The sequence below is a fragment of the Lacticaseibacillus absianus genome (genome assembly GCF_013407595.1).
GTDB lineage: Bacteria > Bacillota > Bacilli > Lactobacillales > Lactobacillaceae > Lacticaseibacillus > Lacticaseibacillus absianus.
In genome coordinates this window covers 734,063-758,467 of sequence record NZ_JABEKX010000001.1, presented here as the reverse complement: position 1 = coordinate 758,467, position 24,405 = coordinate 734,063, and the positions used below count along the sequence as shown (strand labels likewise).

Genomic DNA, 24,405 nt, shown 5'->3' with positions numbered 1-24,405 from the left:
GTGGGCCTTGTGCGTCTCAGTCACGGGCAGCTGGGGTCATCGCGAAGACGGCCACGCACCCGTAGCCTGTGTGGCAGGCGATCGTCAGGCTGACTGGGCGCACCAGCACCTGAGTGGCCGGGTGCGCCGCTTGGATCAAGGCGACGACCTCATCGGCGGCGGGCCAATCCCCCGCGCTGGCGACCATCACTTGCTGGTCCGGCACCGCATCCAGGGCCGCATTCACCTTGGCGGCCAGCGTTGCCAGCGCCTTTTTGCGCGAGCGGACCTTGCCGGCCAAGGCGACCTTACCTTGCGCGTCGATCGCCAGCATCGGCTTGATGTTGAGCACCGCCCCCAAAGCGGCAACGGCGCGCGGCAGTCGACCGCCACGCACGAGGTGATCGAGATCCGAGACAGTCACCCAATGATTCATGCGCAGCTTGTTGGCCTCCAGCCAGTTCACGACCTGCTCGAGACTAGCCCCAGCTTGCTGCTGCGCTGCCGCTGCAAGCACTAGTAGCCCCTCCCCGCCGCTGGCCGCGACGGAATCGACGATCGCGATCTGGGCGTCGGGGTGTGCGTCTTTGAGGAGCGTGCGCGCCTGGCGCGCGCTGTCGAGCGACCCGCTCAGCGCCCCGCAAAAGCCAATATAAAGGATCGGGGTGCCCGCCTCGACGAATGGGCCGAAGAAGTCGACATACTCCCCGACGTTGATCTGCGTGGTCGAGACTTGCGCAGCGGCGTGAAGATCGGCATACACCGCGTCGTTGCTGTGACGATCGCCGAGTTGGTCCGTGTGTAGCGCGCCGTTGACGGTGTAGTGAAACGGCACGGTCTGCAGTGAATAGTCGTTCAGGAGTTGCTGCGGCAAGTCGCAGCCGGTATCGGTCAGGATCTGGTACATGTGGTCATCCCTCCTGCACCCATCAAGCGGGTGCGGTGAATTCGCCAATTCGGCGTGAGTCCAGCATACCAGAAAACACTGTCAATGGCATTATCATTTTGTGCCATTAACCATTTTTAACCTTTACCCACCAACGCGACTTTAGCCCAGCGTATCAGTATGGCCCCGTGAAAACGGCTATACTCCTACTTAGGTAGACAAGCAAATAATTAAAGCTTGCCTTCCTGGGAAGGAGTTTTTTTATGGGCCGGATAGGTTCAAGATACACGCCCGCAGAGAAACTGTTCTACATTGGTCTGGTTAATGAGGGCGGCTGGAGTTCACAGGCAGTGGAAAGGATACACGGTATCGATCACCACCAGGTCAACCAGTGGTTAAACCGTTACGCAGCTGATGGGATGGATGGTCTTAAGTCCAGGCATACTAACCAACAGTATTCTCGGGAGTTCAAGCTAGAAGTCGTGCAGAAGTACCTAGCCGGTAACACATCTTTTCGGCAGCTGGCTGTTGCCTACGGCATTCCGGGTAAAACCGTCATCGGTCAATGGGTATCCCTGTATACTAGTGGTAAATCACTACAAGCCACTGGGAGGGCCAAGCCAATGAAAGATGGACGCAAGACTACGCAGCTCGAACGTGTCGAGATCGCACAATGGACCATCGCCAACGAACACGACTACGTCGCCGCAACCCAGCAGTTCAACGTTTCGTATGGACAGGTCTATGCATGGGTCAAAAAGTTCAAGCAAGGTGGTGAGTCCGCCCTCGCAGACCGCCGCGGTAAGGCGAAGGAAGATAATGGTCAGCTCACTGAAGTAGAGCGTTTGAAGCTCGAGAACAAGCGACTACAGGCACGATTAACCCGTGTGTCAACGGAGGTCGCAGTGTTAAAAAAACTCCAAGAACTGGAAAGAGGGAATGTCGATCAGACAGGCAATATCAGGCCATTCAGCAACTCGCGCAAGAAGTGAATCCCGACTCCGGTCAGCTTTATGGCATCAGTGAGACATGCCGGTTTCTGGGTATCTCGCGTGCAGCGTACTACAAGTGGACGCATCGTAAGGTGACGGCCCATGAACGGGAGAACCAGGCTATTCTGGCCTACATCGTGACCCTTGAGGAAAAGCATCACTATGTCTTCGGGGTCAAACGGCTCGTGACGTATATCAATAAGGAAACACCCTATCACGTGAGTCACGGTCGTGTCCGCAGGCTCATGCGTCAGGGACGGATTCGAGCCTCTATCCGTGTAGCGAAGCACGATCGCAGAGCCGAGAGGAAGGAGTTCCTCCTAGCCAACAAGCTGTACACCGTCGATGCGGGGCATGCCTTCCACCCTAGCGCGGCCAACAAAGTCTGGGTGACCGACTGTTCCGAGCTCACTTACGGTCAAGATGGTAGACAGAAACTGCGGCTTAGTGCCGTGAAGGATCTCTATGATCACAGCGTGATCGCCTGGTGTGTGGCACCGAGCGAAACCGCGGCGCTTACCACCAAGACGATTAAGCTGGCCATCAAGAGCAACAATGGCATCAGGCCAGAAATTACGCATAGTGACCAAGGATCCGCGTACACCGGGCGCACCTACAACACGTGCTTAGCAGGTGAAGGAATTATCCACAGCATGTCGCGGCCGGGCACTCCTGGCGATAATAGCCCAATGGAGAGCCTGTGGAGCCATCTTAAGGTTGAGTGGTTCGCCTTTGAGCACTGCTTGTCCGAGCTTGAGATGATGAAGAGTATCGAAGCGGCAATCAACTGGTATAACTACGAACGCCGCCAAGAAACACTAAACGGCATGACCCCGATGGAATATCGGAATCATGCCGTAAGGAAAACTGCATAGGCACTTTAATTATTTGACCTGTCTACTTGACGCGGACCAGCGCCAACCCGAACTTAGGGTTGACACGGGGCCATACTGATACGCTTGCTCTGCCCGCTCGAACGTAGCGAGTGACGGGCAGACCTGCATTAGAATGTCGAACTGCGGCCTTCGGCATCGCCGGACGGAAGCACCAGCACTTACTGCGGAGTCCGGCATCGCCGGACGGAAGCACGGGCGTTGCGTGATCGCACGTCACGGTCCGGAATCGTCGTGCCACGAGAGGTGATGGTACACCCCCGAATGGCTCATTGTCGGTCCGCGGCGCCCATCACAAAGGCAGCGACACAGCCGAATCCGGTGTGACTGGCGATGGTCAAGCCGATCGGGCCGACCTGGATCTGGGCGTCCGGGGCTTGGGCCAGGATGTGATCACGGACGATGTTGGCGGCGTCCCAGTCGCCGCTGGTCGCGATCAACAGCGGCTGCTGCGGGTCACTGGCCAGCGCGGCCAAGAGCTTGTCAGCCAGGGCCAGCAGCGCCTTCTTGCGCGCCCGGACTTTGCCGACCATGCGCAGCTTACCGGCAGGGTCGACGTCCAACAGCGGCTTGATGTTCAGCAGCGTCCCCAGCGTTGCGGCAGTGCGGGAGACCCGGCCGCCGTGGTACAGGTAGTCTAGGCTGTCGACGGTGAACCACTGCTGCAGGCGCAAGCGGTTGGCGACTAGCCACTGCTCCAGCTCATCCAGGCTCGCCCCGGCGTCGCGCAAGCGGATCGCCTCCAGCACCAGGCGCCCTTCCCCAGCGCTGGCCGCCAGGGTGTCGATCACGCGGATCTCGGCGTCTGGATACTCCTCCAAGAGCATCGCCTTGGCCTGCGTCGCGCTGGAGAAGGACCCGCTGAGACCACTGGAGAAGCCGACGTAGGCGATCGGTGTGCCGGCCGCCACATAGGGGCGGAAAAACTCGACGTACTCCCCGACATTGATCTGTGCCGTGTTCGGCATCACGCCGGCCTTGATCCGCGCGTAGAACGTCTCGATGTCGTAGGTGGCCCCGAGGTCATCGATCAGTGCCTGCCCTTCGACTTCGAAGTGGAACGACACGATGCCGACGTCCTTTTCGGTGAGTGTGGCGAGCGGCAGATCGCAGGCGGAATCGGTTAACAGTTGATACATCTATCCCACTTCTTTCTCTTCTTCATTGACGGCACGGTCGAGGCCGACCTTGCGCCCTAAGGATACCATATCTTCAGGGAGCGGTGCGCGCAGGTGAATGTCACGGTGCAACAGCGGGTGCCAGAAGCGCAGGCTCGCGCAGTGTAGCGCCTGACGCGCGATACCGACCATTGGTCCACCATAGAGGTCATCCCCATACAGCGGGTGGCCCAGCGCAGCCAAGTGCACCCGGATCTGGTGGGTGCGCCCGGTGTGTAGCGTCACGCGCGCCAGCGCCGCTTGCGGTGATTGCGCCACCAGTTGGTATTCGGTCACCGAGCGCTTACCCGTCGGCGTGACGCCGCGCTTCATGTAAAACTCGGCGGTGCGGCCGATCCGCAGCACCACCCAACCGTGCGGCGGCAGTGGCTGCGAGTTGGTCAAAATCGCCAGGTACTGCTTGGCCAGGTCGTCAGAGTGGAGCTGGCGGTCCAGCAGGCTGTGCACGAAGCCGTGCTTGGCGAAGAGCATCAACCCACTGGTGTCGCGGTCCAGCCGGGTCACCACGTGGATCGCCGCGCTTTCGGCGTGCGTGTCCTGCAGGTAGGCTTTGACGATGTTGGCCATGCTATCGTTGCCTTTGGCCGCGTCAGGGATCGAGGCGACCCCAGCGGGCTTGTTCACCACCAGCAGGTAATCGTCTTCGTAGACGACCGCCAGCGGCGCGCGGTACGGCACCACGGTATCCACAGGCACTTCCGGCGCCAGCTGCAACAGCACCTGATCCCCGGACTGCAAACGAAAGGCGGTGTTGCGTTGGCGTCGATTCACAAACACAAAACCGCCGTGAAACTTGAGCTTTTTGAGTTGCGCCCGCGACAGGCCCTGGCGCTGCAGGAAGTTCTGCAACTTCAGCGGCGGGCCTTCATATGTCCACTCGAATCTCATTCCTGCTTCGCGCCGATGAAGGCGTCCTCCACCCGGTCCCAGAAGTGCATGTGCCGGTAGCGGGCAAAGTGGATCCGCTCATCGGCGATACGAAACCGGATCGCCGTGACCAGTTGCGGCGTGATCGTGAACTGATCGATCGACATCACGTAGTCTTGGAACGGCTCCGGGCGTAAAATGACCCACTCATCCGGCGCCAGGATCATCGGCGCGGCCAGTGTGCGGAAGACGCGGTTATTGATCGACGCGATCTCGGTCACCTGCATCGCGTCCAGCCGCGGATGGATCACCGCCCCGCCGTTACTCTTGGAATACGCGGTCGAACCCGTCGGCGTCGCGACACACAGGCCGTCGCCGCGGAAGCTCTCGAAGAAGTTCTCCTTGATGTACACATCCGTGCGCATCGTGCCGCTGGTCCGCTTGAGCGTCGCCTCGTTCAGGGCCAGGTAATGCGACGTGGTCCCGTCCTCGTAGTCCGCCAAGATGTCCAGCAGCGGATACGAGACACTCTCGCCCGAGTCGTTGCGCAACGCTTCGACCAGCGCGTCGATCTCGTAGTCGCGCCAGTCGGTGTAGAACCCGAGGTGGCCGGTGTGCACCCCGATGAAGCGCACCCGGTTGAGCTGGCTGGCGTAGCGGTGAAACGCCGATAGAAGCGTCCCGTCCCCACCGATGGTGATCACGACGTCCGGGCGCGCTTCATCCAGCGGGAACTTAGCCGCTACCAGTGCCTGCTTCAGTTTGGTTTCGGCCGCGCGCGACTTGACGCCGCTGTTGGCCACGATTGCGATACGCATACTAGTCATCCTTCTTGTCCGGGGCGTTCAGGCTGGGGACGTTTTGGCCTTTGCCATACGAAAACAGCTGCTGCGCCTCTTGGATCTCTTCGCGGATCTCCGACATCTCTTCGTCGAGCATGAACGACGCCTCGGCCGCCCGCTTCAACCGCTCCTTGAGCGCCGTCGGGAATTCGCCTTGATACTTGTAGTTCAGGCTGTGCTCGATCGTCGCCCAGAAGTTCATCGACATCGTGCGCACCTGGATCTCCGCCAAGAGCCGCTTCTCCCCGTGCACCATCTGCACGGGGTACTCGATCACCATGTGGTAGCTCCGGTAGCCGCTGGGCTTGACGTTGGTGACATAGTCGCGCTCCTCGACCACCTTCATGTCCTTGCGCTGGTGGATCAGGCGGACGACCTCGTAGATATCCTCCACGAACTGGCACTGGACCCGCAGACCCGCGATGTCTTGCATATCTTGTTCGAGCAGGTCATCGGTGATGTAGCGACGAGACTGCTTTTCGATGATCGAATCCACCGGTTTGACCCGGCCGGTGACGATCTCGATCGGCGAGTGTGTGCTGGCTTGCAGGAACTGCATCCGCATTCCGCGGAACTTGATCTTCAGCTCCTTGACCGCCTGCTGATACGGCATTAAAAAAGTGTCCCAGTCTCGTTGCATGCGATGGCCTCCCAATGGCGCCCGCGGTGATCGCCGGGCGCGAAACTCGTTTCCGCTATTAGTTTACCATATATTCAGCCAAAACAAGGGCCTCGGGTTATACTGGAAGCACCAGACCCGCCTTGTTGCGGTCGCATCGCTCGTACTCAAGCTGAGGAGGAACGTTCATGATCAGTCAAGAACAAGAGGTCAAAGTAATGCTGACGCAAAGCCAGGCCGATGCCATCGCGGCCGCCTACCCCTTTTCGGCCCCTTTCACCCAGACGAACACCTACTATGATACGCCCGACCAGGCGCTACGCCAGCAGGGCCTCGGGCTGCGTATCCGTCAGTTCGCCACCCATGCCGAGCAGACGCTCAAGGTCCCGGCCGCCGGTGACCGCGTGCTGACCGAGCTCACTGACCCGCTCTCGGTCGCCACCGCCCGAGCACTGACGGCCGCCGGACGCCTGCAAGCCGATGGGCTCGTCGCGCGCGCCCTGACCGCACGCGGGGTCGATTGGGCCCAGCTCGCCCCGTTTGCTCAGGCGACCACCACCCGCCGGCTGTGTCAGCAGGCAGAAGGTTTGCTCACGCTGGACGAAACATGCTACGCTAATCGAACCAGAGACCGAGAGCTCGAACTCGAGTTCACCGATGCGGCACGGGCGAAACCATTCTTTGCGCAGTTGATCGCGCGATTCCAGCTAGACCCTACCCCGCCGCGCAATAAGGTCGCGCGAGCCGCTCAAAACGTGAAATAATCACAAGCGTTTCGATTGCGGCTTTGTAAAATTCTGGTAAAGTTAAGGTATCGAAACCGTATATGGCGTCAAAACCCACAGGAGGAGCCGTCCATGCTAGAACTCTTTTTATTCGTCAACCCGATCAGTCGACGATGTCGTCAAGCCGAAACGGCGGTATACCGGCTCGTCAGTGAGCTCAAAGCGAAGATCACCCTTCACTTCATTCCGGTCGTGAACTTTCAGGTGATCGATCAATACATGCAAGAAACCGCCATGGACTGCAAGGACCTTGCGATGCGTAACCGCCTATTCGAGACCGCCTACCAGCTGTCGCTTGACTACAAGGCCGCCCAGTTTCAGGGCAACAAAAAAGCGCGCGCCTTGCTGATGGCGGAGCAGGCCATGCTCGACGCCGATCCCCACCGTTACGACGCCTCGTTTGCCGCCCAGTGTCTGGCGGCCTCCGGACTCGACCGCGAAGCCTTCCAGGATGATCGCGCCCGCGAGGCGATGGCACACTGCCTCTCCTCCGATCAAGGGATCGCCTACGAGATGGGGGTCACCGAGGTGCCCAGCGCCGTTTTGATCAACGTCGATCACCCCGAGAACCCGGCAGTGCGCATCGAGCACCTGTCCAGCTACCAGATGTTCAAGACCGTCTGCGTTCGCCTGCTGACCAACCCCGCCTACGGGAATAAGCAGCGCCTACGCGTGCGGTGACGAGCAGGCAAACGGGCCTAAGCCAAGCTTAGGCCCGTTTTTTGGGTTGCCCACAGATAGTGTCCGAGGCGTATCAGTTGTCCTGACCCCTGCATTCCCCGTATGATGTCTTTAAAGGAGTTGATTGATGATGGAAATTGGGATCCCCAAAGAGATCAAGAACAATGAGAACCGCGTGGCGATCACCCCAGCTGGCGTGATCAACTTAGTGCACGCCGGTCAGGCCGTGTTCGTCGAGCACGGGGCCGGCATCGCCGCCGGCTACCCGGACCAAGACTTCATCGATGCCGGGGCAACGATGGTCGACGCCCCGACGGCCTGGGCCAAAGACATGGTGATCAAGGTCAAAGAACCACTGGCCAGTGAATACCAGTACTTCCGCCCCGGCCTGATCCTCTACACCTACTTGCACTTAGCGGCGAACAAGCCGCTGACCGAGGCCCTGTTGGCCCACCAGGTGACGGCGATCGGCTACGAAACGATGGTCGGCGCAGACGGTAGCTTGCCGGCACTGACCCCGATGAGCCAGGTCGCCGGGCGCATGGCGGTCACCCTGGGCAGCCAGTTCCTCCAGACCCAATTCGGGGGCAAAGTCGTCCTGCTCGGCAGCGTCCCTGGCGTCGCCAAGTGTCAGGTCGTCATCATCGGTGGCGGCGTGGTCGGCCTCAACGCGGCCAAGATCGCGCTTGGCATGGGCGCCCAGGTGACCGTGCTGGACATCGACCCAAAGACGCTGGCAAAGATCGATGATGAGTTCGAAGGCAAGGTGCAGACGCTGTTCTCCGACCACCAGAACCTGACGCTTTCGGTCGCACGAGCCGACCTCGTGATCGGCGCCGTCCTGATCCCAGGCGCCGTGGCGCCGAAGCTGGTGACCCGCACGATGATCGCCAGCATGGCGCCGGGGTCCGTGGTCGTCGACATCCCGATCGACCAAGGCGGGATCTTCGAGACCACCACCCACGCGACGACCTTCGCCGATCCGACCTACACCGTCGATGGCGTGATCCACTACGCGGTCGCCAACATCCCAGGCGCCGTCCCGCGCACCGCGACAGACGCGCTGACAGCGGTGACCATTCCGTATGCGGCCACGCTCGGGCGGCTCGGGTTCACGGAAGCGGTGAAAGTCGACCGCACCCTGTTCACCGGGGTCAACACCTACGCTGGGCTCCTGACGGAACAGGCCGTGGCCGACAGCCTAGAGCTGCCGTACCACGCCCTCAGCACCCGCCTCTAGTTTCGCGTCAAGCGTCGGGTACCACTGTGGTGCCTGCCGCCACCGCCACCCCGTGGTCGTCCGGCTGAGCAGCCCGGCCGCTGCCAGCACCGCAAGCCAACGCGCTTGCACCACCGCCAACACCGCGGCCGAGTCCACCAGCGGCGTCAGTTGCCCCTCGAACTGACGCCAAAACGCGGACTCGGCCGCGGTCGTTAGCGTGGGGTGCGCCTGAAAGGCGAGCAGCCACCGCGTGCGCAGCTGCCACTCTGGAACCGCCACCCCCGGCAAGTGCGTTAATTGGGTGTGCACGATCCAGGGACAGCCGGCCAGGTTCCGGCCGGCTGCCGCACACGCCTGCTGTAGCAGCATCGCCCGGCGGTCACGGTGCATGAGCGCCCGCTGGACCGCCTGAGCCTGCCGGCGGGGGGCGTCCGGGAACGGGCGATGCAGCGCCCGCGACCCGCTCGCCCAGTACCAGTGGATCGCTAGACCGAGCGTATCGAGCTGCCAAAGCACCAGCCGCCCCACCGCGACGTCAAGGAACCACAGGTGCCAGCCGTGGGCGCGGCTGTGCTGCAGGAACTTCGCTTGTTTGGCCTGAGGCAATGCCGCAAAGTAGCGCCGACCGAGCACCCAGACCACCGGGAGCCCGAGGCGGTGGTACCCCGCTGTCCGCGTGGCCAGCCGCGTCACGCTGATTGGGCTGCACTGAAACTCGACCACCAGCGGCCGCCCCGCGGGCCACCACACGACATCCGCGCGCTGCTTGATCGTTGGGTAGACCTGCTCCAGTGTGCCGGCCCACCCGCGGCGCACCCCATAGTCGAGCAGCCACAGCTTGCCGTTGAGGTGCTCGGCACTCTCCGGTTCGCTGGCTGCACACGCCGGCCCGCGGTGGTAAAAATGCGCCGGCATCACCGGGCCGTTGCGCACCCCGACCGGTGCACCACACGCCGGACAGACGAACGCACCAGTCAGTTGCCGGGCCTGCGCGTGGTTGCGCAAGGTCACCAGCTGGCCTGTTGCCGTTTGCGCCACAAACATCTCACCATCCCCTTTGTCGGAGATTACGCCAAAAAGACCGCCGACCCCTTCGCGGGATGGCGGTCTTCGGCATGCCGAGCGTCAGTTCTTGAAACTGTGGATCGGCGCTGGGATGCGGCCACCGCGGTCGATGAAGACCGACGCATCGCCTTGGTTGACCGGCATGATCGGCGCGGTGCCGAACAGCCCACCGAACTCGATCTCGTCGCCGACGCCTTTGCCCGGCACCGGGATCACGCGAACGGCGGTGGTCTTGTTGTTGATCATCCCGATCGCGGCCTCATCGGCGATCATACCGCTGATCGTGCTCGCAGAGGTGTCACCAGGCACGGCGACCATGTCCAGCCCGACGGAGCAGACCGCAGTCATCGCCTCCAGCTTCTCCAGCGTGATGTGGCCGGCAGCCGCCGCCGCGATCATCTGCGCGTCTTCGGAGACCGGGATGAAGGCCCCGGACAGGCCGCCGACCCGCTCGACCGCCATGATGCCCCCTTTTTTGACCGCGTCATTAAGCAGCGCCAACGCGGCGGTGGTACCCGGGGTGCCGACGTGGCTCAAGCCAAGGGTCTCGAGGATCTCAGCGACGGAATCGCCGGGTGCCGGGGTCGGGGCCAGGGAGAGGTCGACAATATTGAACGGCACGTTCAGGCGGTCCGCGGCGACCTTGCCGACGAACTGGCCCATGCGCGAGACCTTGAACGCCGTCTGCTTGATTGTCTCGCAGATCGTCTCGAAGGATGCGTGCGGCTGCGCGGCGATCGCGCGTTGGACCACGCCAGGCCCCGAGACGCCGGTGTTGATCGCGACATCGCCTTCAGACACACCCCAAAACGCACCGGCCATGAACGGGTTGTCCTCCACTGCGTTGGCGAACACGACCAGCTTCATCGCGTTGGCCGCCTTGATCGCTGCGACGTCTTTGACCACCTGCCCCATCAGCTTGATCGCGTCCATGTTCAGGCCGCTGCGCGTGCTCCCAACGTTGACCGAGGCGCAGACGCGGTCCGTCTGGGCCAAGGCCGCCGGGATACTGGTCATCAGCGCCAGGTCCGCCGGGGTGCTCCCGTTTTGGACCGTGGCGGAGTAGCCGCCGATCAGGTCGACGCCCACGGCCTTGGCCGCATCATCCAGCGCTTGGGCCAGCAAGAGAAAATCGGGGTGCGGGTCGGCTCCTGCGAGCATCGCGACCGGCGTGACTGAGATGCGCTTGTTCACGATCGGCAAGCCGTACTCGTTGCTGATCGCCGTTGCCACCGGCACGAGGTCGCGCGCTTTCGTTGTGATCTTGGCGTAGACCTTCTCCGCGGTCGTCTTCATGTCACCGGTGATGCAATCGAGCAGCGAGATCCCCATCGTGATCGTGCGGATGTCGAGGTTCTCGGTGCTGATCATCTCGATGGTCTCTTTGATCTGTTGAGTTTCCATGGGGCCTCCTTACAGCTTGTGCATGGCGTCGAAGATCTCTTGACGCGCGATCTTGATGTCCACGCCGATCGTCTCCCCCAGCTGGGTCAAGTCGGCCTTAGTTGCGGTGAAATCTCCGCCTGCCGGCAGCTGGGCGAGGAGCATCATGGTGAAGGCGCCTTGCATGATGGTCTGAGACACGTCGAGGATGTTGACCTCGAGCTCGGCGAGGCGCGTGGTAACGGCCGCGATGATGCCGACCTTGTCGGTGCCGATAACGGTAATGATCACTTGCATGTGGATTTCCTGCTTTCGCGTTTGATTAGCGTCATTATATCAAAAAATGTCCGGATTGTTCTTGCCTTTTGTGCCGATCCCCTGTATGCTTCAACCAACGTGATCGTCCACTCGGTCTATCGAAAGGAGGGGTTCTTATGCTTGCATACTTAAAGCAACCACGGCGTACGGCAACTGATCTGTGCGGCTTGCTGCGTGCATCACAGACCCCTCTGGGTGTGCTCTGACCCAAAGCGATCGTTCGTGATCCGACACTAACAAGCCGCCCCTGGCTTGTTTTTTTGTGCCCAAAACCGAGGCGTCGCCGCATGAGGGACGGCGCTTCGCTATTGTCACGACGCGCAAAGGTCGCTTTGCGGCCAGAGGAGGACTCCAATTTGACAGAATCCGAAGATCGCCTGATGTTTCAAGGGCAAGATCAGTACCAAGTGCAGCATGACCACCGGCTGTACCCCGCCACTCTGCGGGGCAAACTGCGCCACCACCTGCACCAGACCCACGCCACGCTGGTCGTCGGCGACCGCGTTGGCGGCCAACTAACGCCTGATGGGACCTATCTCATCGACACCCTGCTGCCGCGCACCACCTTCCTGGCGCGCGATTCAGGCCGCTACACCACCCAGCAGCAAGGAATCGCCGCCAACCTCACCCACATCGTGATCGTCACCAGTGCCAATCACGACTTCAACCTCAACCGCCTGCGCCGCTTCCACACCCTGGCAGTCGCCAGCGGGGCGCAACCCGTATTCTTGATCAGCAAGACCGACCTCGTCAGCGCCGACGTGCGTGCTGATCTGCAGGCCCAAGTGCACGCAGTGTTCGCCGACGCGCCTATTGTCACCACCGATCGATCGCAGGCGCCGGCGACGCGCCTGGCCCCGCTTTTGACCCCAACGGCGGTGCTGGCCTTCATCGGCTCGTCCGGGGTCGGCAAGTCCACCCTGCTGGCGGCACTGGTCGGCCGCTCGCTCCAAACCGCTACGATCCGCGAAGACGACAGCCATGGGCGCCACGCGACTGCCAGCCGCCAAGCGTTCGCGTTGCCGAACGGGGCGCTGGTGATCGATACCCCGGGCCTGCGCGCGGTCGGCCTCGACACCGCCGCAACCGGTTTGACGGACCAGTTCGCGCCGATCCTCGCGCTGGCTGCACAGTGCAAGTTCCGCAACTGCCAGCACGCCGGCGAACCCGGCTGTGCGGTCGCAGCGGCCTTAGAGGCCGGGACTCTGGATACCTCGACCTGGACCGCCTATCAGCGCTTCGCCGCCACGCTCGCGACCGCCAGCCAGCGTGAGGCGCGCGCCCAACGACAAGCCCGCCAGGCCGCTGGCCGACGAGCAGTGCGATCTGAAGGGAGGCGGCGCAATGGGTGAGCAGCCTTGGTCCCTGACACAACTCCTGCGCCGTCATTGGCGTCTGTCGCTCATCGCGTCTTTTTGGGTCACGCTGGGCAGCGCCATGAACGTCTTGTACACCGTCACCACCGGCAATGTGCTGACGGCGCTCGGTCGCCGGCAGGCCACTGGCTTCTGGACCTGGATCGGGATCACCCTGCTCGTCTTGGTCGGGTTTGCGATGATGATCTACGGCCGCCAGGTCAGCCAAACCCGGGCTAATGAGCAGATGGCCCAGGACCTGCGCACCGCCATCACCCAGCGGTTAGGGCAGACCACCCCGCGGGATTTTCACCAACAACCCGTCCCGACCTACCTCTCGTGGCTGACCAACGACTTGAACACGATCGGCGAGCTGGGCTTCGGCAACTTCTGGATGGCCTTGTCGCAGGTGCTTGACGTCGGGCTCGCGACCTTGACGCTGTGGCATTACCACTACCTCTTGGCGCTGGCCGGCTTGGCGCTGACCGGGGTGATGCTACTGGTGCCGCGACCACTGACCCCGCCGATGAACGCCACTAACCTCGCTGCATCACGGGCGAGCGAAGCCCTGACCACCCTGCTCGCCGACGTGCTCAACGGGTTCGACCAGCTCTTTCTCCTGAACCGGACCACGCGAATGCACGACGCGGCGGCCAGCGCCTCGGCCCACCTGCGCCACCGGCGGGTCGAGTACGCCCAGGCCACCGGGCGCATGTTCGCCGTGACCAACGGGGCCAGCTTCCTCTGCTCGCTGAGCGTGCTGGCCCTCAGCGGGTGGCTGTTCCTCCATCATCAGGTGCCGCTGGGCGTTTTTGTCACCGCCCAACAGCTGGCCGGCACGATGTTCTCCAGCCTGACGGGGCTCGCCGCCAACGTGGCGGAGATCAAGACCACGGCCCCTCTGTTCGCCAAGTTCCAGGCCGTGCCGGTGGGTGCCCCTGAGACGGGCCAGCCCGCCGCCCCGCTGCGCATCGCCCTAACCGTCAGCGACCTCGGCTTCACCTACCCCGGCGCGACGGAACCCGTGATGCAGCACTTCGCCGCGACCTTCAAGGCCGGTGGCCACTATGCGATCGTCGGATCAAGTGGCAGCGGCAAATCGACGCTGCTCAGCTTCCTGGCCGGCATGCGTCAGCCCGATCACGGCACGCTCACTTACGATGGGGTGCCACTGGCAGCGCTGGCGCCGACGTCTCTGCACACGCAGCTGGCCGTCGTCGACCAGACACCGCTACTGTTCAACACGAGCCTCGAGGATAACCTGACCCTTGGCCGCTCCGTGCCGCCGGCGCGACTCGCCGCCGTGTTGCGCCAAGTCGGCCTCGACACACTGGTCGCCACTTGGCCGGACGGGCTGGCGACGCAACTGAGCTTCGGTGCGACCAACCTCTCCGGCGGGCAAAAACAGCGCATCGTGTTGGCCCGGGCGCTGCTCCGCGACCCGAGCGTCTTGCTGCTGGATGAGGCGACGGCCAACCTCGACCGCGCCAGCGCCGCCGCGATCAACGCGGTCCTGCTGGCGTTACCCGACACCACCGTGATCATGGTCACCCACCACCTGACGCCGGCGCTCGAAGCGCAGCTCGACGGCGTGGTGCAACTGACGTGAGGGGCCGGGTCGCACTCGCGGCCGCCATTCCGGTCGGCTTGCCGGACACCCGCTAACTGAACCGGTTCACGCCAAAAAGTAGCCTCCACTTCAAATGGAGGCTGTTTTTTATCCAACCACCGCTTCACTTGACTCAACGACACACAACGCATGACAAGTCCTCGCATCTGCGCGATAATGACCCTAACTTAACGCGCGGAACGCAGATCAATATTGAAAGAACGAGGTGAGCATCCATGAAACGGACGTCGACCAACGCCCTAAAACCCGCACCCGGACGGTCTGTTGACGAGACCACCCGTCTGCTCACCCGCACGCTCACGTCGCCGGCGGCCCTATCGGCATCTGATCGGAAGTGGCTCAAAAGACGGCGCGTCGACTTGGTCATGCTCTGGGTCGAGCTGGTTTTCACGATTGTCTGTTTTGCGCTCACCATCCTGAACATACTTTTTATGTTCATCGGCTTGGGGCTGGTCTTGCTCGCGGGGGTCACGGTGATCTTGTCCGAGCTGACAACGGGTTATTACAAGCACCCCCACGGCGCGACCCCCGCTGATTACAGTGCCCGTGGCGCGAGCGATCACATTCTGGGCGATACCCTATCCAGCGCTCAGAGCAAATTCATGGGGCGCAAGTAACGCGCCGTGACGACTTCCTACCGCAACGACTGGTCAAAAAACGCCACCACTCGCACCGCGACCGCCTGGTGCACCGCCTCGCGCGAGACGCCGGCGGGATCGACGAAATACGGTACCGGCCCCGACCGCACCGGCAAAAAAGTGTAATGCCCCGCCGCCAGCTCGACATAAGTCGCGCGCGGCAGCAGTGCGTGGTAATGCCGCGCATTGGTCGCCACCGGCGCGACCGCGTCGTGGGTGGCACCGATGATCAGCGTCGGGACTGTCACCGCCGCCAGTTGCCGCGGGGCGGTGAAGGCCAGTCCCATCGCCGGGGCCAGCGCGGCGACCGCCTTGATCCGGGGGTCCTGTAGGTCAGCCGGGATCGTCGCCGGGTCGATCTCAGTCAGCAACGGGCGCAGGTCGCCCAGCTCGGGGATCGTGAACTCCCGCGCCCCCACCGGCGTACGCGCGGCCGCGAGCAGTTGCCCCCAGTCCGCGGCGGCCCCGGCCAGCGCAAGCACCGTGTAACCGCCGAATGAAAACCCGGCGGCCCCGATCCGCTGGGCATCCAGGCGCGGGCCGAACTCGGCCAGCAGGTGATCCAGCAAAACAGACAGGTCGAGCGGTCGGTCCCAGTAGCGCACGAAGCCCGCAGGCCGCGCCGTGGTCGTGCTGTTCCCATCGTGATCTGGCGCCGCGACGGCGTAGCCCGCCGCGCACAGCGCGGTCGCCAGCCACGCTTGACCGAAGCGGTCGCCACCGGTCCCGTGCGACAGCAAGATCAGCGGGTGTGGCGCCGGCCAGACCCGCGGGTCCGGCCACCACAGTGCGGTCGCCAATGGTCGGTCGCGGCGCGTGGTATCGTAGTATAAACGGGTGTCCATCTGCTCGCCTCCTGAACGGGTCTGATCCTAGTATACCTGCTCGAGCGTCCAGCTTGCCAAAACGCCGTTTGCCCGGCACAATGGGGACTATCTTACCCGGAAAAGAGGCCCCAGTATGCGACACCTGGTCGGTATTATCGGAAACAACTATTCCGGCTCCATGAACCGCAAGCTGCTGCAGTACATCCAGCGGCGCTACCGCGATCGCTTCGCGCTCACGCTGCTGGAAACCGGCACGCTCCCGCTGTTTTCACAAGACGCGGAGGCGCACCCACCCGCCGTGGTCACCGCCTTTCGCACCGCGATCACGGCTGCGGACGGCGTGATCGTCGCCACGCCCGAGCACAATCACAGCGTCCCAGCCGTGCTCAAGAACGCGCTGGACTGGTGTTCACGCATCGAGCACCCCCTGGAAGACAAGCGCGTGATGGTCATCGGGGCCTCGCTGGGGCCGATGGGGACCGTACGGGCGCAAACTCATCTGCGCCAGATCCTCGATGCCCCCGGGATCGGTGCACAGGTCCTGCCCGGCAACGAATTTTTGATGGGCCGGGCGGGCCAGAAGTTCGACGTTCACGGGCAGCTCGTTGACCTCGGCACCGCCGCCTTCCTCGACACCTGCATCGCCAATTACCTCGAGTTCCTCGAGCGCGCCTGACGCTCACCGGCCGATCCAATCGTGCGCATCGGGCTCAAGCCGGATGACGCGCGTCAAGCGCGGGGTTAGACTGACACCGAGTCTTACCGCCAGGTGCAGCGCGTTCGAGCGGACAGGACTGGTCCTGATCGCAACAAAGAGATGACAGCATGGTTCGACTGACAGCAGTGTTTAACCCTTCGTTCTATCGCGCCCGGAGATTCCTACTCGCGGCGACCCTTCTCGTCACGGTGTGCTTGAACAGTGATTGGACCTTCACCAGTGGTGCCGGCCTCATGTGGGGCTCAGTTCTATTGGTGATCGCGGCCGTGATCGGTCTCGTCAGTACACTGTTCGCATTCGGCGCCAGCCCGCGATCACCCGCCGAGCCAACGCGCCGACTTGATCCCAAGGCGGGGCGACCGACTATCGTCGCGCGCCTCGCCGCCTTGGCCCTCGGTGTCCTTGTCCTGATCCTGGCACAATCCGTCAGTCCGTGGATAAGTGCGGCAGTGATCGACCTACAGCTTTGCATCGCCGGCTGCTTTGGGCGCGACTAGCGCATCACTGAATCGACACCAAAAACCGGGTGCCAGCGGCCCCCGGTTTTTTAGTTGTCCCAAAGCAGACACCGCACGCTTGGGGGGCTCAGCCTCGCGCTGCCGCCCACTCACGTCGCAACAGCGACCACTCATTCTCGTCGTGGAACCCGTCGGCCAGCCGGACCCCGTCACGCAGTGTCCCGTCGAGGTGGAAGCCGGCGCGCGCCGCGACGCCATTGCTGGCCGCATTATCCACCGCCGCACGGATCACGAGCTTATTGCGCCCGTAGTCTGTGAAGCCGAGCGTGCACATCGCTGCCACCGCGCGCGTCATGATCCCGCGCCCGCGGTAGGCCGCCCCGAGCCAGTAGCCGATGTCCGCGCTCAAACCGTCTTCATCGTAGCCGTTGAAGCTGATCATGCCCACCGGCGCCCCCGCCGCGTACACCAACAAGTTCGCCGAGCGTCCGGCCCCGAACTGCTCGAGCATCAGCGTCAAAAAGGCCTGTTCCGCCGCGGCGTCCGTCAGCGCGCGCGCCCACGGCAAGAAGCGCCCGATCCCCTCACGGTCCGCTGCCACCAAGGCAAACAGCGCCGGGCCATCGACTGCTGGGCGCGGCAGGGCCAGCGCGATCTCGTCATCCACCGGATACATGAACATCCAACCACCTCCAGATATTGGCGTTAGTGTACGCTAGTCCGTGCCTTGGTGCAAGCAGTGACCGGCTCAAAAATCGGTCTCAGGGACTACTTCATCTGTCGGAGTAATCATGCTATGATAGCCTTAACGAGACAGCCGGAGGTGATAACATGATCTCAAGCGACGGGATCCGCGGCTACAACGATGCGATCATCCTGGCGGTGCTGCAAGACGGTGACTCTTACGGCTACCAGATCGGCCGGGCGATCCGGGCGCGGACGGATGACCTGTATGTGATCCGCGAGACGACCCTGTATTCGGCCTTCACTCGGCTGACCAAGGCCGGCTACATCACCGCCTACCCCGGTGAGATCACGTACGGGCGCCCACGCACCTATTATCACCTGACGACTGCAGGCCGCGCCTTTTTGGCCACCAAAACGGCGGAGTGGCGCCAGGTGCAGCAAGTCGTAGACCGCTTTTTGACGGAGGAAGCGTAGTATGGAAACTTTGGAGACCTATCTCAACGGGTTGTTCGCGGCGGTGCCGCAAACGCCGAGCACCGCCAAGGCCAAACAGGACCTCTTGGACCTGATGACCGACCACTACCATGAAGAACTGGCCAAGGGGCACAGCGAGGCCACCGCGCTGGGGTTAGTGATCGGCGAGTTCGGCGACATCGATGAGCTGCTCGCCGCGCTGGACGTCGATCCGATCCCAGACACCGAACCGAACGATCGCCCCGAGATGACCGACGACGACGTTGACGGCTACTGGGCCGGCACCGAGCGCTTTGCTCGCCTGCTCGGGCTCGGGATCGCCTTAGTGATCGCTGCACCTGGTGTGGCCGCCACATTATCCATCGACAGCGGGGCACTGGCGGCACTCGGCTTCATCGCGCCGGTGGCACTGGGGATCGGTCTGATCATCGCCACATCGATGGGCTACCGCACCGTCAGCCGCGCCATGCGCGCCCTCGCGTCCACCCCGGCCATCCGGGCGCGCGCAGCCGGGCAAGCCGACGCCTACAGCCGACCGCGCACCATCGGGCTCGTCGGCGGGATCATGATGTGCATCCTCAGCGTCGTGCCGCCAATCGCGGCGAACACCGGCGCGTTCGAGGGCGCAATCGGCGCCGGTGGCCTATTCCTATTCGTCGCGATCGGCGTCTACTACATCGTCTACACGAGCATCGTCGCCGGCGGTTTCCAGCGCCTGACCCGGCAGCCATCGGTATTCGTCGACACCCTGTTCGACCCGCCGGCCCCACGTCCGCAGGCAGCCCCGCCCTACACCAAACCCACCACGGTGACGGCCAAGCCGCGCCGCGACAAAGTGCGGTACGACGGTTGGCGCGCCTTCTACTGGCCCTGTTTGATCACCGGCTTCTTGCTCTTCGGCTTCCTCGGCGGCGAGTGGACCTTCGCCTGGTTCCTTCTGATCGTCGGCGGGCTGTTCGAAAAGCCACTGTTCGGCCGCACCAAACGCTGACCACCCCAACGACTCGCGCCGCCGATCGGACGCGCGAGTCGTTTTGTTTGCCAAAAAAGTTGGTCCGCAGTAGACTGCAGGTACTTCATGGGGAGCTCGCCTGGTGATCGCGTCAGCGCAACGCGATCGTTCACCAACGGGTAGCCGAAATCATCCAGGGGCATCGCGTCCTCAGTAGGCTCGACCCAGAGTATCGATACAGTGAGGCGTGATGAGTATGCTCACGTTAGATGGTCGAAGTCGGATGACACCACCGGGCACAAGGCAAGACGGTGGTGATCGCAGCGTCGCAAGCGGCCACGCCAAGTCGTCTGAACTTGGCGGGACAATCAGGCGGTGGCACAGACTGCACGGTGCCACCACCCCACCGGTAAGCCGAGAGACTCAAGGCCCCGGTGAGGCCCCGCGGGACCGCCGCGGTAAGTCAGCCAAAGGCGTCCTCAGGTGCCCTGAGGGCGGCTTTGGTGTGTCTGGAACCAGAGCGGCGCAAGGCCGCCCTTAGCGGGACGGCTAGCCTAGCCGGGCGCCTTGGACCGCTCCTGGGTCCAAGGTGTCCGGCGTAGCTAGACGCGCCCGCGTTGGCCTTGCAGAGCTCGACGACGGTCGGGAAGCAGTAAGCAAGCACCCCAAAATGATAAGGCCCCGGGCGTGGCCTTGCGTTTGGACGTCTTGGACCGCACCCACATGCGCTTCGCAGCTCGACGAACCAGAGCGGAGGACTCGTGGGCGTAGCTAGACGCGCCCGCGTTGGCCTTGCAGAGCTCGACGACGATCGGGAAGCAGTAAGCAAGCACCCCAAAATGATAAGGCCCCAGGCGTGGCCTTGCGTTGGGCCGACTTAGCCCAACCCGCATGCGCTTCGCAGCTCGACGAACCAGAGCGCAGCGGAGTCGAACTTAGGGCGACAGGTTGCCTTTCTACCGCATGTCAGGCCGTAACGCGCACGGCGTGTCCGGAGCTCGACAACGATCAGAAAGCAGTAAACAAATCCCCAGGTGAAGCCTCAGGCATGCGCCTTACGAGCTCACCGTCGACCAGCAAGCGATCACCCGACCGCGCCAACGTCACTTCGGGTCTCACCCTGCCGACACCCGCTCAAATTGGGATTGACATCGCCATGTGACACTTCCAAAATATAAGCATACTAGTATGCAAAGGAGTTCACATGTTACTCGATCATATCGATTCACCTCAAGACCTCAAGCGGTTGACCGTTGATCAGCTACCGCAGCTGGCCGCGGAGATCCGCCACGTTTTGCTGACGAAGGTCAGCCAGACAGGCGGGCACGTCGGGCCGAACCTTGGCGACGTGGAGCTGACGCTCGCCTTTCACTATGTGTTCGACTCCCCCACGGACAAGGTGGTCTGGGACGTCTCACACCAGAGCTACACCCACAAGATTCTGACTGGGCGCAAGCAGGCCTGGCTCGACCCAGCGCACTACGACGATGTCAGCGGCTTCACCGCCCCGGAGGAAAGCCCGCACGACTTCTTCACCATCGGCCACACCTCCACGTCGATCGGTCTGGCGACCGGAATGGCGCTTGCGCGTGACCACGCTCACGCCCCAGGCAATATCGTGGCGGTGATCGGCGATGGCTCCCTGTCCGGCGGGTTGGCCTTCGAGGCGCTGAACAACGCAGCGGTCCTGGCGGGCAACTTGATCATCGTGGTCAATGACAACGAGATGAGTATCGCCGAGAATCACGGCGGGCTTTACGCGAACCTGGCGCTGTTGCGCGAGACGAATGGCCACGCCGAGCGGAACTTTTTCAAAGCGATGGGTCTCGACTACCGCTACGAACCGCAAGGCAACGACGTGGCGGCAATGATCCGCGCCTTCGAAGCCGTTCGAGACACCGCTCACCCGGTCGTATTGCACGTCCACACGACCAAGGGCCTGGGCTACGCGCCGGCGGTCACCGATAAGGAACGCTGGCACTGGCACGTGCCGTTCGACCTGGCCAGCGGCGACCCACTACGCCCGCGCACTGGCGAAAGCTACCCGAGTCTGATCCTCGACCAGCTGGAAGCGAAGATCGCCCAAGGGGCCCCGATCTACGCCTTGAACGCCGCGATCCCGGGATCGTTCGGCCTCAAACGCTTCGCGGCGGACTACCCGCACCGCTACCTCGACGTCGGAATCGCCGAACAGGTCTCGATCACGCTGGCCGCTGGCATGGCGCAGCAAGGCCTGCGCCCGGTCGTTTTCCACTCCGGGACTTTCTTGCAGCGTGCCTATGACCAGCTGAGCCACGACCTCGGGATCAACCGGCTGCCAGCAGTCCTGATCCTCACCGGCGGCGCTGTCTCCGGCGGTGACCCGACGCACCAAGGGACCTTCGATATCGCGATGCTCGCCAACATCCCGAACCTCACCTACCTTGCGCCGACTACCGCCGAGGAACTGGCGGCCCAGCTCGATTGGGCGCTGACTCAGACGGCCGGTCCGATCGCGATCCGCGTACCGGCCCACGGGGTGCAACACGCCCCGCTGACGCCGACCTTCACCCCGTTAGGCCTGCACGTTCTGCATCAAGGGCACCGCGTCGCCTTGCTCGGGCTGGGCTCGATGTTGGCGACCGCCCAGGCGGTCGCGACCCAGTTAACCTCGCATGGCGTGGACGCGACCCTGATTGATCCGCGGAGTGCCAACGCCGTTGACCCCGCCGAGCTAGACGCCTTGCAAGCTGACCACGAGCTCGTCGTCACGCTGAAAGAAGGCAGCCTGGACGGTGGATTTGGCCAAAAAGTCGCCGGCCACTTCGGCCCAACGGCGACGAAGGTGCTGACCGTGGGCGCCAAGCGCCAGTTCAACGACCGCGAGTCGACCGCTGAGCTGATGGCGCGCGACCACTTGACACCGGCCCAGATCACCGCGGATATCCTCGCGGCGTTGCAGTGATCCATCGAACCACCGCTGAGCGCGGTGGTTTTTTTGGTCGCGCAACGCCGAGCCTCGATCATTTAGAAATATTTCGAAATAGTGCTTGCCTTTCGCCGGCCCGTGTCGCTATAATTTAGACAAAATTCGAAATAGGAGGTCCCGTCATGGTCCAAACCTATCTGCCCCTGCTCCTGCCGATCATCGGCATCGAGCTGATCTTGACCGTCACCGCCGTCGTCAGTATCCTGCGGCACACGCACTACGCCCATGGCAACCGCACACTGTGGCTGATCGTTGCCATCGTGATCCAGCCTTTCGGTGCGCTGGCCTACTTCCTGTTCGGACGGGAGGCAGACTGATGCCCATCTTGAGTCTGACCAATGTGTCCAAACGCTTCGGGGCCACGTCGGTGCTGCGCGACCTGACGCTCAATGTCCCGGAAGGCGCCCTGTACGGCTTCGTCGGGGCGAACGGGGCGGGCAAGACCACCACCATGAAGCTGATCTTGGGGCTAGACACCTGCGACGCCGGGACAATCACGGTCGCCGATACGCCGGTCCACTACGGCCGCACCACTGCCAACCAAGGGATCGCTTACCTGCCGGACGTCCCAGCGTACGACGAGGACCTCTCCCCCAGCGAGTACCTGACGCTGTGTGGCCGGATCGCCGGCGTCCCACGCGCTGACCTCATGCCCCGAGTGACTGCAATGTTGAAGCAGGTCGACCTGCCGACGTCGCGCCGGCGCATCCACGGGTTCTCGCGCGGCATGCGCCAGCGGTTGGGCATCGCGCAGGCCTTGCTGACGCGGCCGCGCCTGCTACTGTGCGACGAGCCGACGTCGGCGCTGGACCCCGCGGGCCGGCGTGAGCTACTCGACTTGCTCGCGAGCCTGCGCGGCCAGACCACCGTGCTCTTTTCCACCCACATCTTGAGCGACGTCGAGCGCATCTGCGACCGCGTCGGGATCCTGCATGACGGCCACCTTGCCGTCGAAGGAACGCTCACCGACTTACGCCAGCAGTACGCCCACGACCGCCTAGAGCTTCAGTTCTCCACCCCTGAAGGCGCACAGGCCGCGGGCCGAGCGTTGAACGGCGCGGTCCAAGGGACAACGGTGACGCTCACCGCCACCGAGGCACCGCAGACGGTGATGCGCCAGACGCTGCGGACACTGGTCGCGCAGGACCTGACACCGCAAGCAGTCACCCACGCTGAGACGACACTGGAGGAGATTTTCATGGAGGTGACGCAATGATGACGACTTGGTTGTTCGCCCGCAAGGAACTGGTCGTGGCGTGGCGGCGTCACCGGGTGCTGCTGGTCGGCGCACTGTTTCTCCTCTTCGGGCTTCAAAGCCCGCTGATCGCCAAACTCACGCCAGATCTGATGCGCAGCGTGCTCGGCAGTGACCTCCCCCTCAAGCTGCCCACGCCGACTAGTGTCGACAGCTGGACGCAGTTCTATAAGAACCTGACCCAACTCGGCCTGTTCCTCGTCGCATTGGTCTTCAGCAACACCGTCAGCCAGGCGGTCAGCCGCGGCACGCTGGTCAACCTGGTGACCAAGGGGCTGCCGCGCTACGCCGTGATCCTCGCCAAGTACCTCGTGGCCGCCGGGCTGTGGCTGAGTGCGCTGCTGATGAGCTTCGGCGTGACCTGGGCGTACACGCGCTACTACTTCCCGGACGACCTGACCCCGCACGTCTGGCGGGGGCTTCTGCCACTTGCACTGTTCGGCTTGCTACTGCTCGCGCTGACCGTGCTCGGTTCGGCGCTCACCCGCAGTAGCTTCACCGGCTTTTTGGCGGCCGCCGCAGGCTTCGTCACCCTATCGTTGATCGGGCTGATCCCCGCGGCGCACCGCTTCGATCCGCTCAGCTTGGCGCAAGACAACCTCGCCTTAGTCACCGGCAGCAAGGCACTGCACACATTTGTGCCCGCGATGGGGCTGAGCGTCGCACTGATCGTGATCTGCTTGGGGCTCGCGATCTGGCGCCTGAACCGGACCAAACTCTGAAACGGAGGGCA

General features: G+C 63.0%; 26 protein-coding genes. 16 read left to right on the top strand and 10 right to left on the bottom strand.

Annotation, left to right across the window (positions count from 1 at the left end; translation table 11 throughout):
* Positions 1-16 precede the first annotated feature (16 nt).
* Positions 17-886 (bottom strand): DegV family protein, encoded by an 870-nt coding sequence (locus HII33_RS03090; protein ID WP_179394329.1) that lies wholly within the window; start codon positions 884-886, stop codon positions 17-19.
* Between the two features lie 242 nt (positions 887-1,128).
* Between HII33_RS03090 and HII33_RS03085 the strand changes: the two genes are divergently transcribed.
* Both HII33_RS03085 and HII33_RS03080 read left to right on the top strand, forming a co-directional pair.
* Complete coding sequence (locus HII33_RS03085) at positions 1,129-1,857, top strand: helix-turn-helix domain-containing protein (RefSeq protein ID WP_179393824.1); 729 nt, start codon at positions 1,129-1,131, stop codon at positions 1,855-1,857.
* Positions 1,854-2,732 (top strand): IS3 family transposase, encoded by an 879-nt coding sequence (locus HII33_RS03080; protein WP_343036822.1) that lies wholly within the window; start codon positions 1,854-1,856, stop codon positions 2,730-2,732. Before HII33_RS03085 ends, HII33_RS03080 begins: the two co-directional genes overlap by 4 nt.
* A 287-nt stretch (positions 2,733-3,019) precedes the next feature.
* Here HII33_RS03080 and HII33_RS03075 read toward each other — a convergent pair whose 3' ends face one another.
* The 4 genes from HII33_RS03075 to yjbM are packed head-to-tail and all read right to left on the bottom strand — an operon-like array spanning position 3,020 to position 6,277.
* A complete protein-coding gene (locus HII33_RS03075; RefSeq protein WP_179394328.1) occupies positions 3,020-3,889 on the bottom strand; it encodes a DegV family protein in 870 nt (289 codons plus the stop codon).
* On the bottom strand, positions 3,890-4,816 hold the full coding sequence (locus HII33_RS03070; RefSeq protein ID WP_179394327.1) for an RluA family pseudouridine synthase: 927 nt from the start codon (positions 4,814-4,816) through the stop codon (positions 3,890-3,892).
* On the bottom strand, positions 4,813-5,613 hold the full coding sequence (locus tag HII33_RS03065) for an NAD kinase (RefSeq protein ID WP_179394326.1): 801 nt from the start codon (positions 5,611-5,613) through the stop codon (positions 4,813-4,815). Before HII33_RS03065 ends, HII33_RS03070 begins: the two co-directional genes overlap by 4 nt.
* A 1-nt stretch (position 5,614) precedes the next feature.
* The gene (gene yjbM / locus HII33_RS03060; protein WP_179394325.1) at positions 5,615-6,277 is read right to left on the bottom strand and encodes a GTP diphosphokinase; all 663 of its coding nucleotides are present in this window, start codon (positions 6,275-6,277) and stop codon (positions 5,615-5,617) included.
* A 167-nt stretch (positions 6,278-6,444) separates the two neighbouring features.
* Between yjbM and HII33_RS03055 the strand changes: the two genes are divergently transcribed.
* The 3 genes from HII33_RS03055 to ald all read left to right on the top strand — a co-directional run bounded on the left by HII33_RS03055 (position 6,445) and on the right by ald (position 8,962).
* Positions 6,445-7,020, top strand: a complete 576-nt coding sequence (locus tag HII33_RS03055) for a CYTH domain-containing protein (RefSeq protein ID WP_179394324.1) — start codon at positions 6,445-6,447, stop codon at positions 7,018-7,020.
* 93 nt (positions 7,021-7,113) lie between these two features.
* Entirely contained in the window at positions 7,114-7,722 is a 609-nt protein-coding gene (locus HII33_RS03050) for a DsbA family protein (RefSeq protein ID WP_179394323.1), read from the top strand.
* A gap of 130 nt (positions 7,723-7,852) precedes the next feature.
* Positions 7,853-8,962, top strand: coding sequence for an alanine dehydrogenase (gene ald / locus HII33_RS03045; protein WP_179394693.1), 1,110 nt, complete (start codon positions 7,853-7,855; stop codon positions 8,960-8,962).
* On the opposite strand, the gene HII33_RS03040 is transcribed toward ald, so the two are convergent.
* The 3 genes from HII33_RS03040 to HII33_RS03030 form a co-directional block, all read right to left on the bottom strand.
* Positions 8,924-9,988: a competence protein CoiA gene (locus HII33_RS03040; RefSeq protein WP_179394322.1), complete on the bottom strand. Its 1,065-nt coding sequence runs from the start codon at positions 9,986-9,988 to the stop codon at positions 8,924-8,926. The two genes, ald and HII33_RS03040, sit on opposite strands and share 39 nt — an antisense overlap.
* A gap of 81 nt (positions 9,989-10,069) precedes the next feature.
* Positions 10,070-11,413 (bottom strand): PFL family protein, encoded by a 1,344-nt coding sequence (locus tag HII33_RS03035; protein ID WP_179394321.1) that lies wholly within the window; start codon positions 11,411-11,413, stop codon positions 10,070-10,072.
* Between the two features lie 9 nt (positions 11,414-11,422).
* A complete protein-coding gene (locus tag HII33_RS03030) occupies positions 11,423-11,689 on the bottom strand; it encodes an ACT domain-containing protein (protein ID WP_179394320.1) in 267 nt (88 codons plus the stop codon).
* A gap of 377 nt (positions 11,690-12,066) precedes the next feature.
* Between HII33_RS03030 and rsgA the strand changes: the two genes are divergently transcribed.
* The 3 genes from rsgA to HII33_RS03015 all read left to right on the top strand — a co-directional run bounded on the left by rsgA (position 12,067) and on the right by HII33_RS03015 (position 15,312).
* Entirely contained in the window at positions 12,067-13,062 is a 996-nt protein-coding gene (gene rsgA / locus HII33_RS03025; protein ID WP_179394319.1) for a ribosome small subunit-dependent GTPase A, read from the top strand.
* Positions 13,055-14,674: an ABC transporter ATP-binding protein gene (locus HII33_RS03020; RefSeq protein WP_179394318.1), complete on the top strand. Its 1,620-nt coding sequence runs from the start codon at positions 13,055-13,057 to the stop codon at positions 14,672-14,674. Before rsgA ends, HII33_RS03020 begins: the two co-directional genes overlap by 8 nt.
* A 236-nt stretch (positions 14,675-14,910) precedes the next feature.
* Positions 14,911-15,312: a hypothetical protein gene (locus HII33_RS03015; protein ID WP_179394317.1), complete on the top strand. Its 402-nt coding sequence runs from the start codon at positions 14,911-14,913 to the stop codon at positions 15,310-15,312.
* A 17-nt stretch (positions 15,313-15,329) separates the two neighbouring features.
* On the opposite strand, the gene HII33_RS03010 is transcribed toward HII33_RS03015, so the two are convergent.
* A complete protein-coding gene (locus HII33_RS03010) occupies positions 15,330-16,178 on the bottom strand; it encodes an alpha/beta hydrolase family protein (RefSeq protein ID WP_179394316.1) in 849 nt (282 codons plus the stop codon).
* A gap of 115 nt (positions 16,179-16,293) precedes the next feature.
* Here HII33_RS03010 and HII33_RS03005 point away from each other — a divergent pair, with 115 nt between their 5' ends.
* Entirely contained in the window at positions 16,294-16,836 is a 543-nt protein-coding gene (locus HII33_RS03005; RefSeq protein ID WP_179394315.1) for an NADPH-dependent FMN reductase, read from the top strand.
* A gap of 149 nt (positions 16,837-16,985) precedes the next feature.
* Positions 16,986-17,375: a hypothetical protein gene (locus HII33_RS03000; RefSeq protein ID WP_179394314.1), complete on the top strand. Its 390-nt coding sequence runs from the start codon at positions 16,986-16,988 to the stop codon at positions 17,373-17,375.
* An 88-nt stretch (positions 17,376-17,463) separates the two neighbouring features.
* Here the strand turns inward: HII33_RS03000 and HII33_RS02995 are convergent, their stop codons facing one another.
* Positions 17,464-18,018 (bottom strand): GNAT family N-acetyltransferase, encoded by a 555-nt coding sequence (locus HII33_RS02995; protein ID WP_179394313.1) that lies wholly within the window; start codon positions 18,016-18,018, stop codon positions 17,464-17,466.
* A 149-nt stretch (positions 18,019-18,167) separates the two neighbouring features.
* Here HII33_RS02995 and HII33_RS02990 point away from each other — a divergent pair, with 149 nt between their 5' ends.
* The 6 genes from HII33_RS02990 to HII33_RS02965 all read left to right on the top strand — a co-directional run bounded on the left by HII33_RS02990 (position 18,168) and on the right by HII33_RS02965 (position 24,394).
* Entirely contained in the window at positions 18,168-18,497 is a 330-nt protein-coding gene (locus tag HII33_RS02990) for a PadR family transcriptional regulator (RefSeq protein WP_179394312.1), read from the top strand.
* 1 nt (position 18,498) lies between these two features.
* On the top strand, positions 18,499-19,488 hold the full coding sequence (locus HII33_RS02985; RefSeq protein WP_179394311.1) for a hypothetical protein: 990 nt from the start codon (positions 18,499-18,501) through the stop codon (positions 19,486-19,488).
* A gap of 1,165 nt (positions 19,489-20,653) precedes the next feature.
* Positions 20,654-22,393: a 1-deoxy-D-xylulose-5-phosphate synthase gene (locus HII33_RS02980; protein WP_179394310.1), complete on the top strand. Its 1,740-nt coding sequence runs from the start codon at positions 20,654-20,656 to the stop codon at positions 22,391-22,393.
* Between the two features lie 146 nt (positions 22,394-22,539).
* Entirely contained in the window at positions 22,540-22,734 is a 195-nt protein-coding gene (locus HII33_RS02975; protein WP_179394309.1) for a PLD nuclease N-terminal domain-containing protein, read from the top strand.
* Positions 22,734-23,633: an ABC transporter ATP-binding protein gene (locus tag HII33_RS02970; protein WP_179394308.1), complete on the top strand. Its 900-nt coding sequence runs from the start codon at positions 22,734-22,736 to the stop codon at positions 23,631-23,633. The genes HII33_RS02975 and HII33_RS02970 overlap by 1 nt, the downstream gene beginning before the upstream one ends.
* Entirely contained in the window at positions 23,630-24,394 is a 765-nt protein-coding gene (locus HII33_RS02965) for an ABC transporter permease (RefSeq protein WP_179394307.1), read from the top strand. Before HII33_RS02970 ends, HII33_RS02965 begins: the two co-directional genes overlap by 4 nt.
* Positions 24,395-24,405: the final 11 nt, after the last annotated feature.

What these genes read in the sequence shown, in the direction of transcription:
- HII33_RS03090 (WP_179394329.1), bottom strand. Translation starts at nt 886, where the DNA reads ATGTACCAGATCCTGACCGATACCGGCTGCGACTTGCCGCAGCAACTC.
- HII33_RS03085 (WP_179393824.1), top strand. Translation starts at nt 1,129, where the DNA reads ATGGGCCGGATAGGTTCAAGATACACGCCCGCAGAGAAACTGTTCTAC.
- HII33_RS03075 (WP_179394328.1), bottom strand. Translation starts at nt 3,889, where the DNA reads ATGTATCAACTGTTAACCGATTCCGCCTGCGATCTGCCGCTCGCCACA.
- HII33_RS03070 (WP_179394327.1), bottom strand. Translation starts at nt 4,816, where the DNA reads ATGAGATTCGAGTGGACATATGAAGGCCCGCCGCTGAAGTTGCAGAAC.
- HII33_RS03065 (WP_179394326.1), bottom strand. Translation starts at nt 5,613, where the DNA reads ATGCGTATCGCAATCGTGGCCAACAGCGGCGTCAAGTCGCGCGCGGCC.
- yjbM (WP_179394325.1), bottom strand. Translation starts at nt 6,277, where the DNA reads ATGCAACGAGACTGGGACACTTTTTTAATGCCGTATCAGCAGGCGGTC.
- HII33_RS03055 (WP_179394324.1), top strand. Translation starts at nt 6,445, where the DNA reads ATGATCAGTCAAGAACAAGAGGTCAAAGTAATGCTGACGCAAAGCCAG.
- HII33_RS03050 (WP_179394323.1), top strand. Translation starts at nt 7,114, where the DNA reads ATGCTAGAACTCTTTTTATTCGTCAACCCGATCAGTCGACGATGTCGT.
- ald (WP_179394693.1), top strand. Translation starts at nt 7,853, where the DNA reads ATGGAAATTGGGATCCCCAAAGAGATCAAGAACAATGAGAACCGCGTG.
- HII33_RS03040 (WP_179394322.1), bottom strand. Translation starts at nt 9,988, where the DNA reads ATGTTTGTGGCGCAAACGGCAACAGGCCAGCTGGTGACCTTGCGCAAC.
- HII33_RS03035 (WP_179394321.1), bottom strand. Translation starts at nt 11,413, where the DNA reads ATGGAAACTCAACAGATCAAAGAGACCATCGAGATGATCAGCACCGAG.
- HII33_RS03030 (WP_179394320.1), bottom strand. Translation starts at nt 11,689, where the DNA reads ATGCAAGTGATCATTACCGTTATCGGCACCGACAAGGTCGGCATCATC.
- HII33_RS03020 (WP_179394318.1), top strand. Translation starts at nt 13,055, where the DNA reads ATGGGTGAGCAGCCTTGGTCCCTGACACAACTCCTGCGCCGTCATTGG.
- HII33_RS03015 (WP_179394317.1), top strand. Translation starts at nt 14,911, where the DNA reads ATGAAACGGACGTCGACCAACGCCCTAAAACCCGCACCCGGACGGTCT.
- HII33_RS03010 (WP_179394316.1), bottom strand. Translation starts at nt 16,178, where the DNA reads ATGGACACCCGTTTATACTACGATACCACGCGCCGCGACCGACCATTG.
- HII33_RS03005 (WP_179394315.1), top strand. Translation starts at nt 16,294, where the DNA reads ATGCGACACCTGGTCGGTATTATCGGAAACAACTATTCCGGCTCCATG.
- HII33_RS03000 (WP_179394314.1), top strand. Translation starts at nt 16,986, where the DNA reads ATGGTTCGACTGACAGCAGTGTTTAACCCTTCGTTCTATCGCGCCCGG.
- HII33_RS02995 (WP_179394313.1), bottom strand. Translation starts at nt 18,018, where the DNA reads ATGTTCATGTATCCGGTGGATGACGAGATCGCGCTGGCCCTGCCGCGC.
- HII33_RS02990 (WP_179394312.1), top strand. Translation starts at nt 18,168, where the DNA reads ATGATCTCAAGCGACGGGATCCGCGGCTACAACGATGCGATCATCCTG.
- HII33_RS02985 (WP_179394311.1), top strand. Translation starts at nt 18,499, where the DNA reads ATGGAAACTTTGGAGACCTATCTCAACGGGTTGTTCGCGGCGGTGCCG.
- HII33_RS02980 (WP_179394310.1), top strand. Translation starts at nt 20,654, where the DNA reads ATGTTACTCGATCATATCGATTCACCTCAAGACCTCAAGCGGTTGACC.
- HII33_RS02975 (WP_179394309.1), top strand. Translation starts at nt 22,540, where the DNA reads ATGGTCCAAACCTATCTGCCCCTGCTCCTGCCGATCATCGGCATCGAG.
- HII33_RS02970 (WP_179394308.1), top strand. Translation starts at nt 22,734, where the DNA reads ATGCCCATCTTGAGTCTGACCAATGTGTCCAAACGCTTCGGGGCCACG.
- HII33_RS02965 (WP_179394307.1), top strand. Translation starts at nt 23,630, where the DNA reads ATGATGACGACTTGGTTGTTCGCCCGCAAGGAACTGGTCGTGGCGTGG.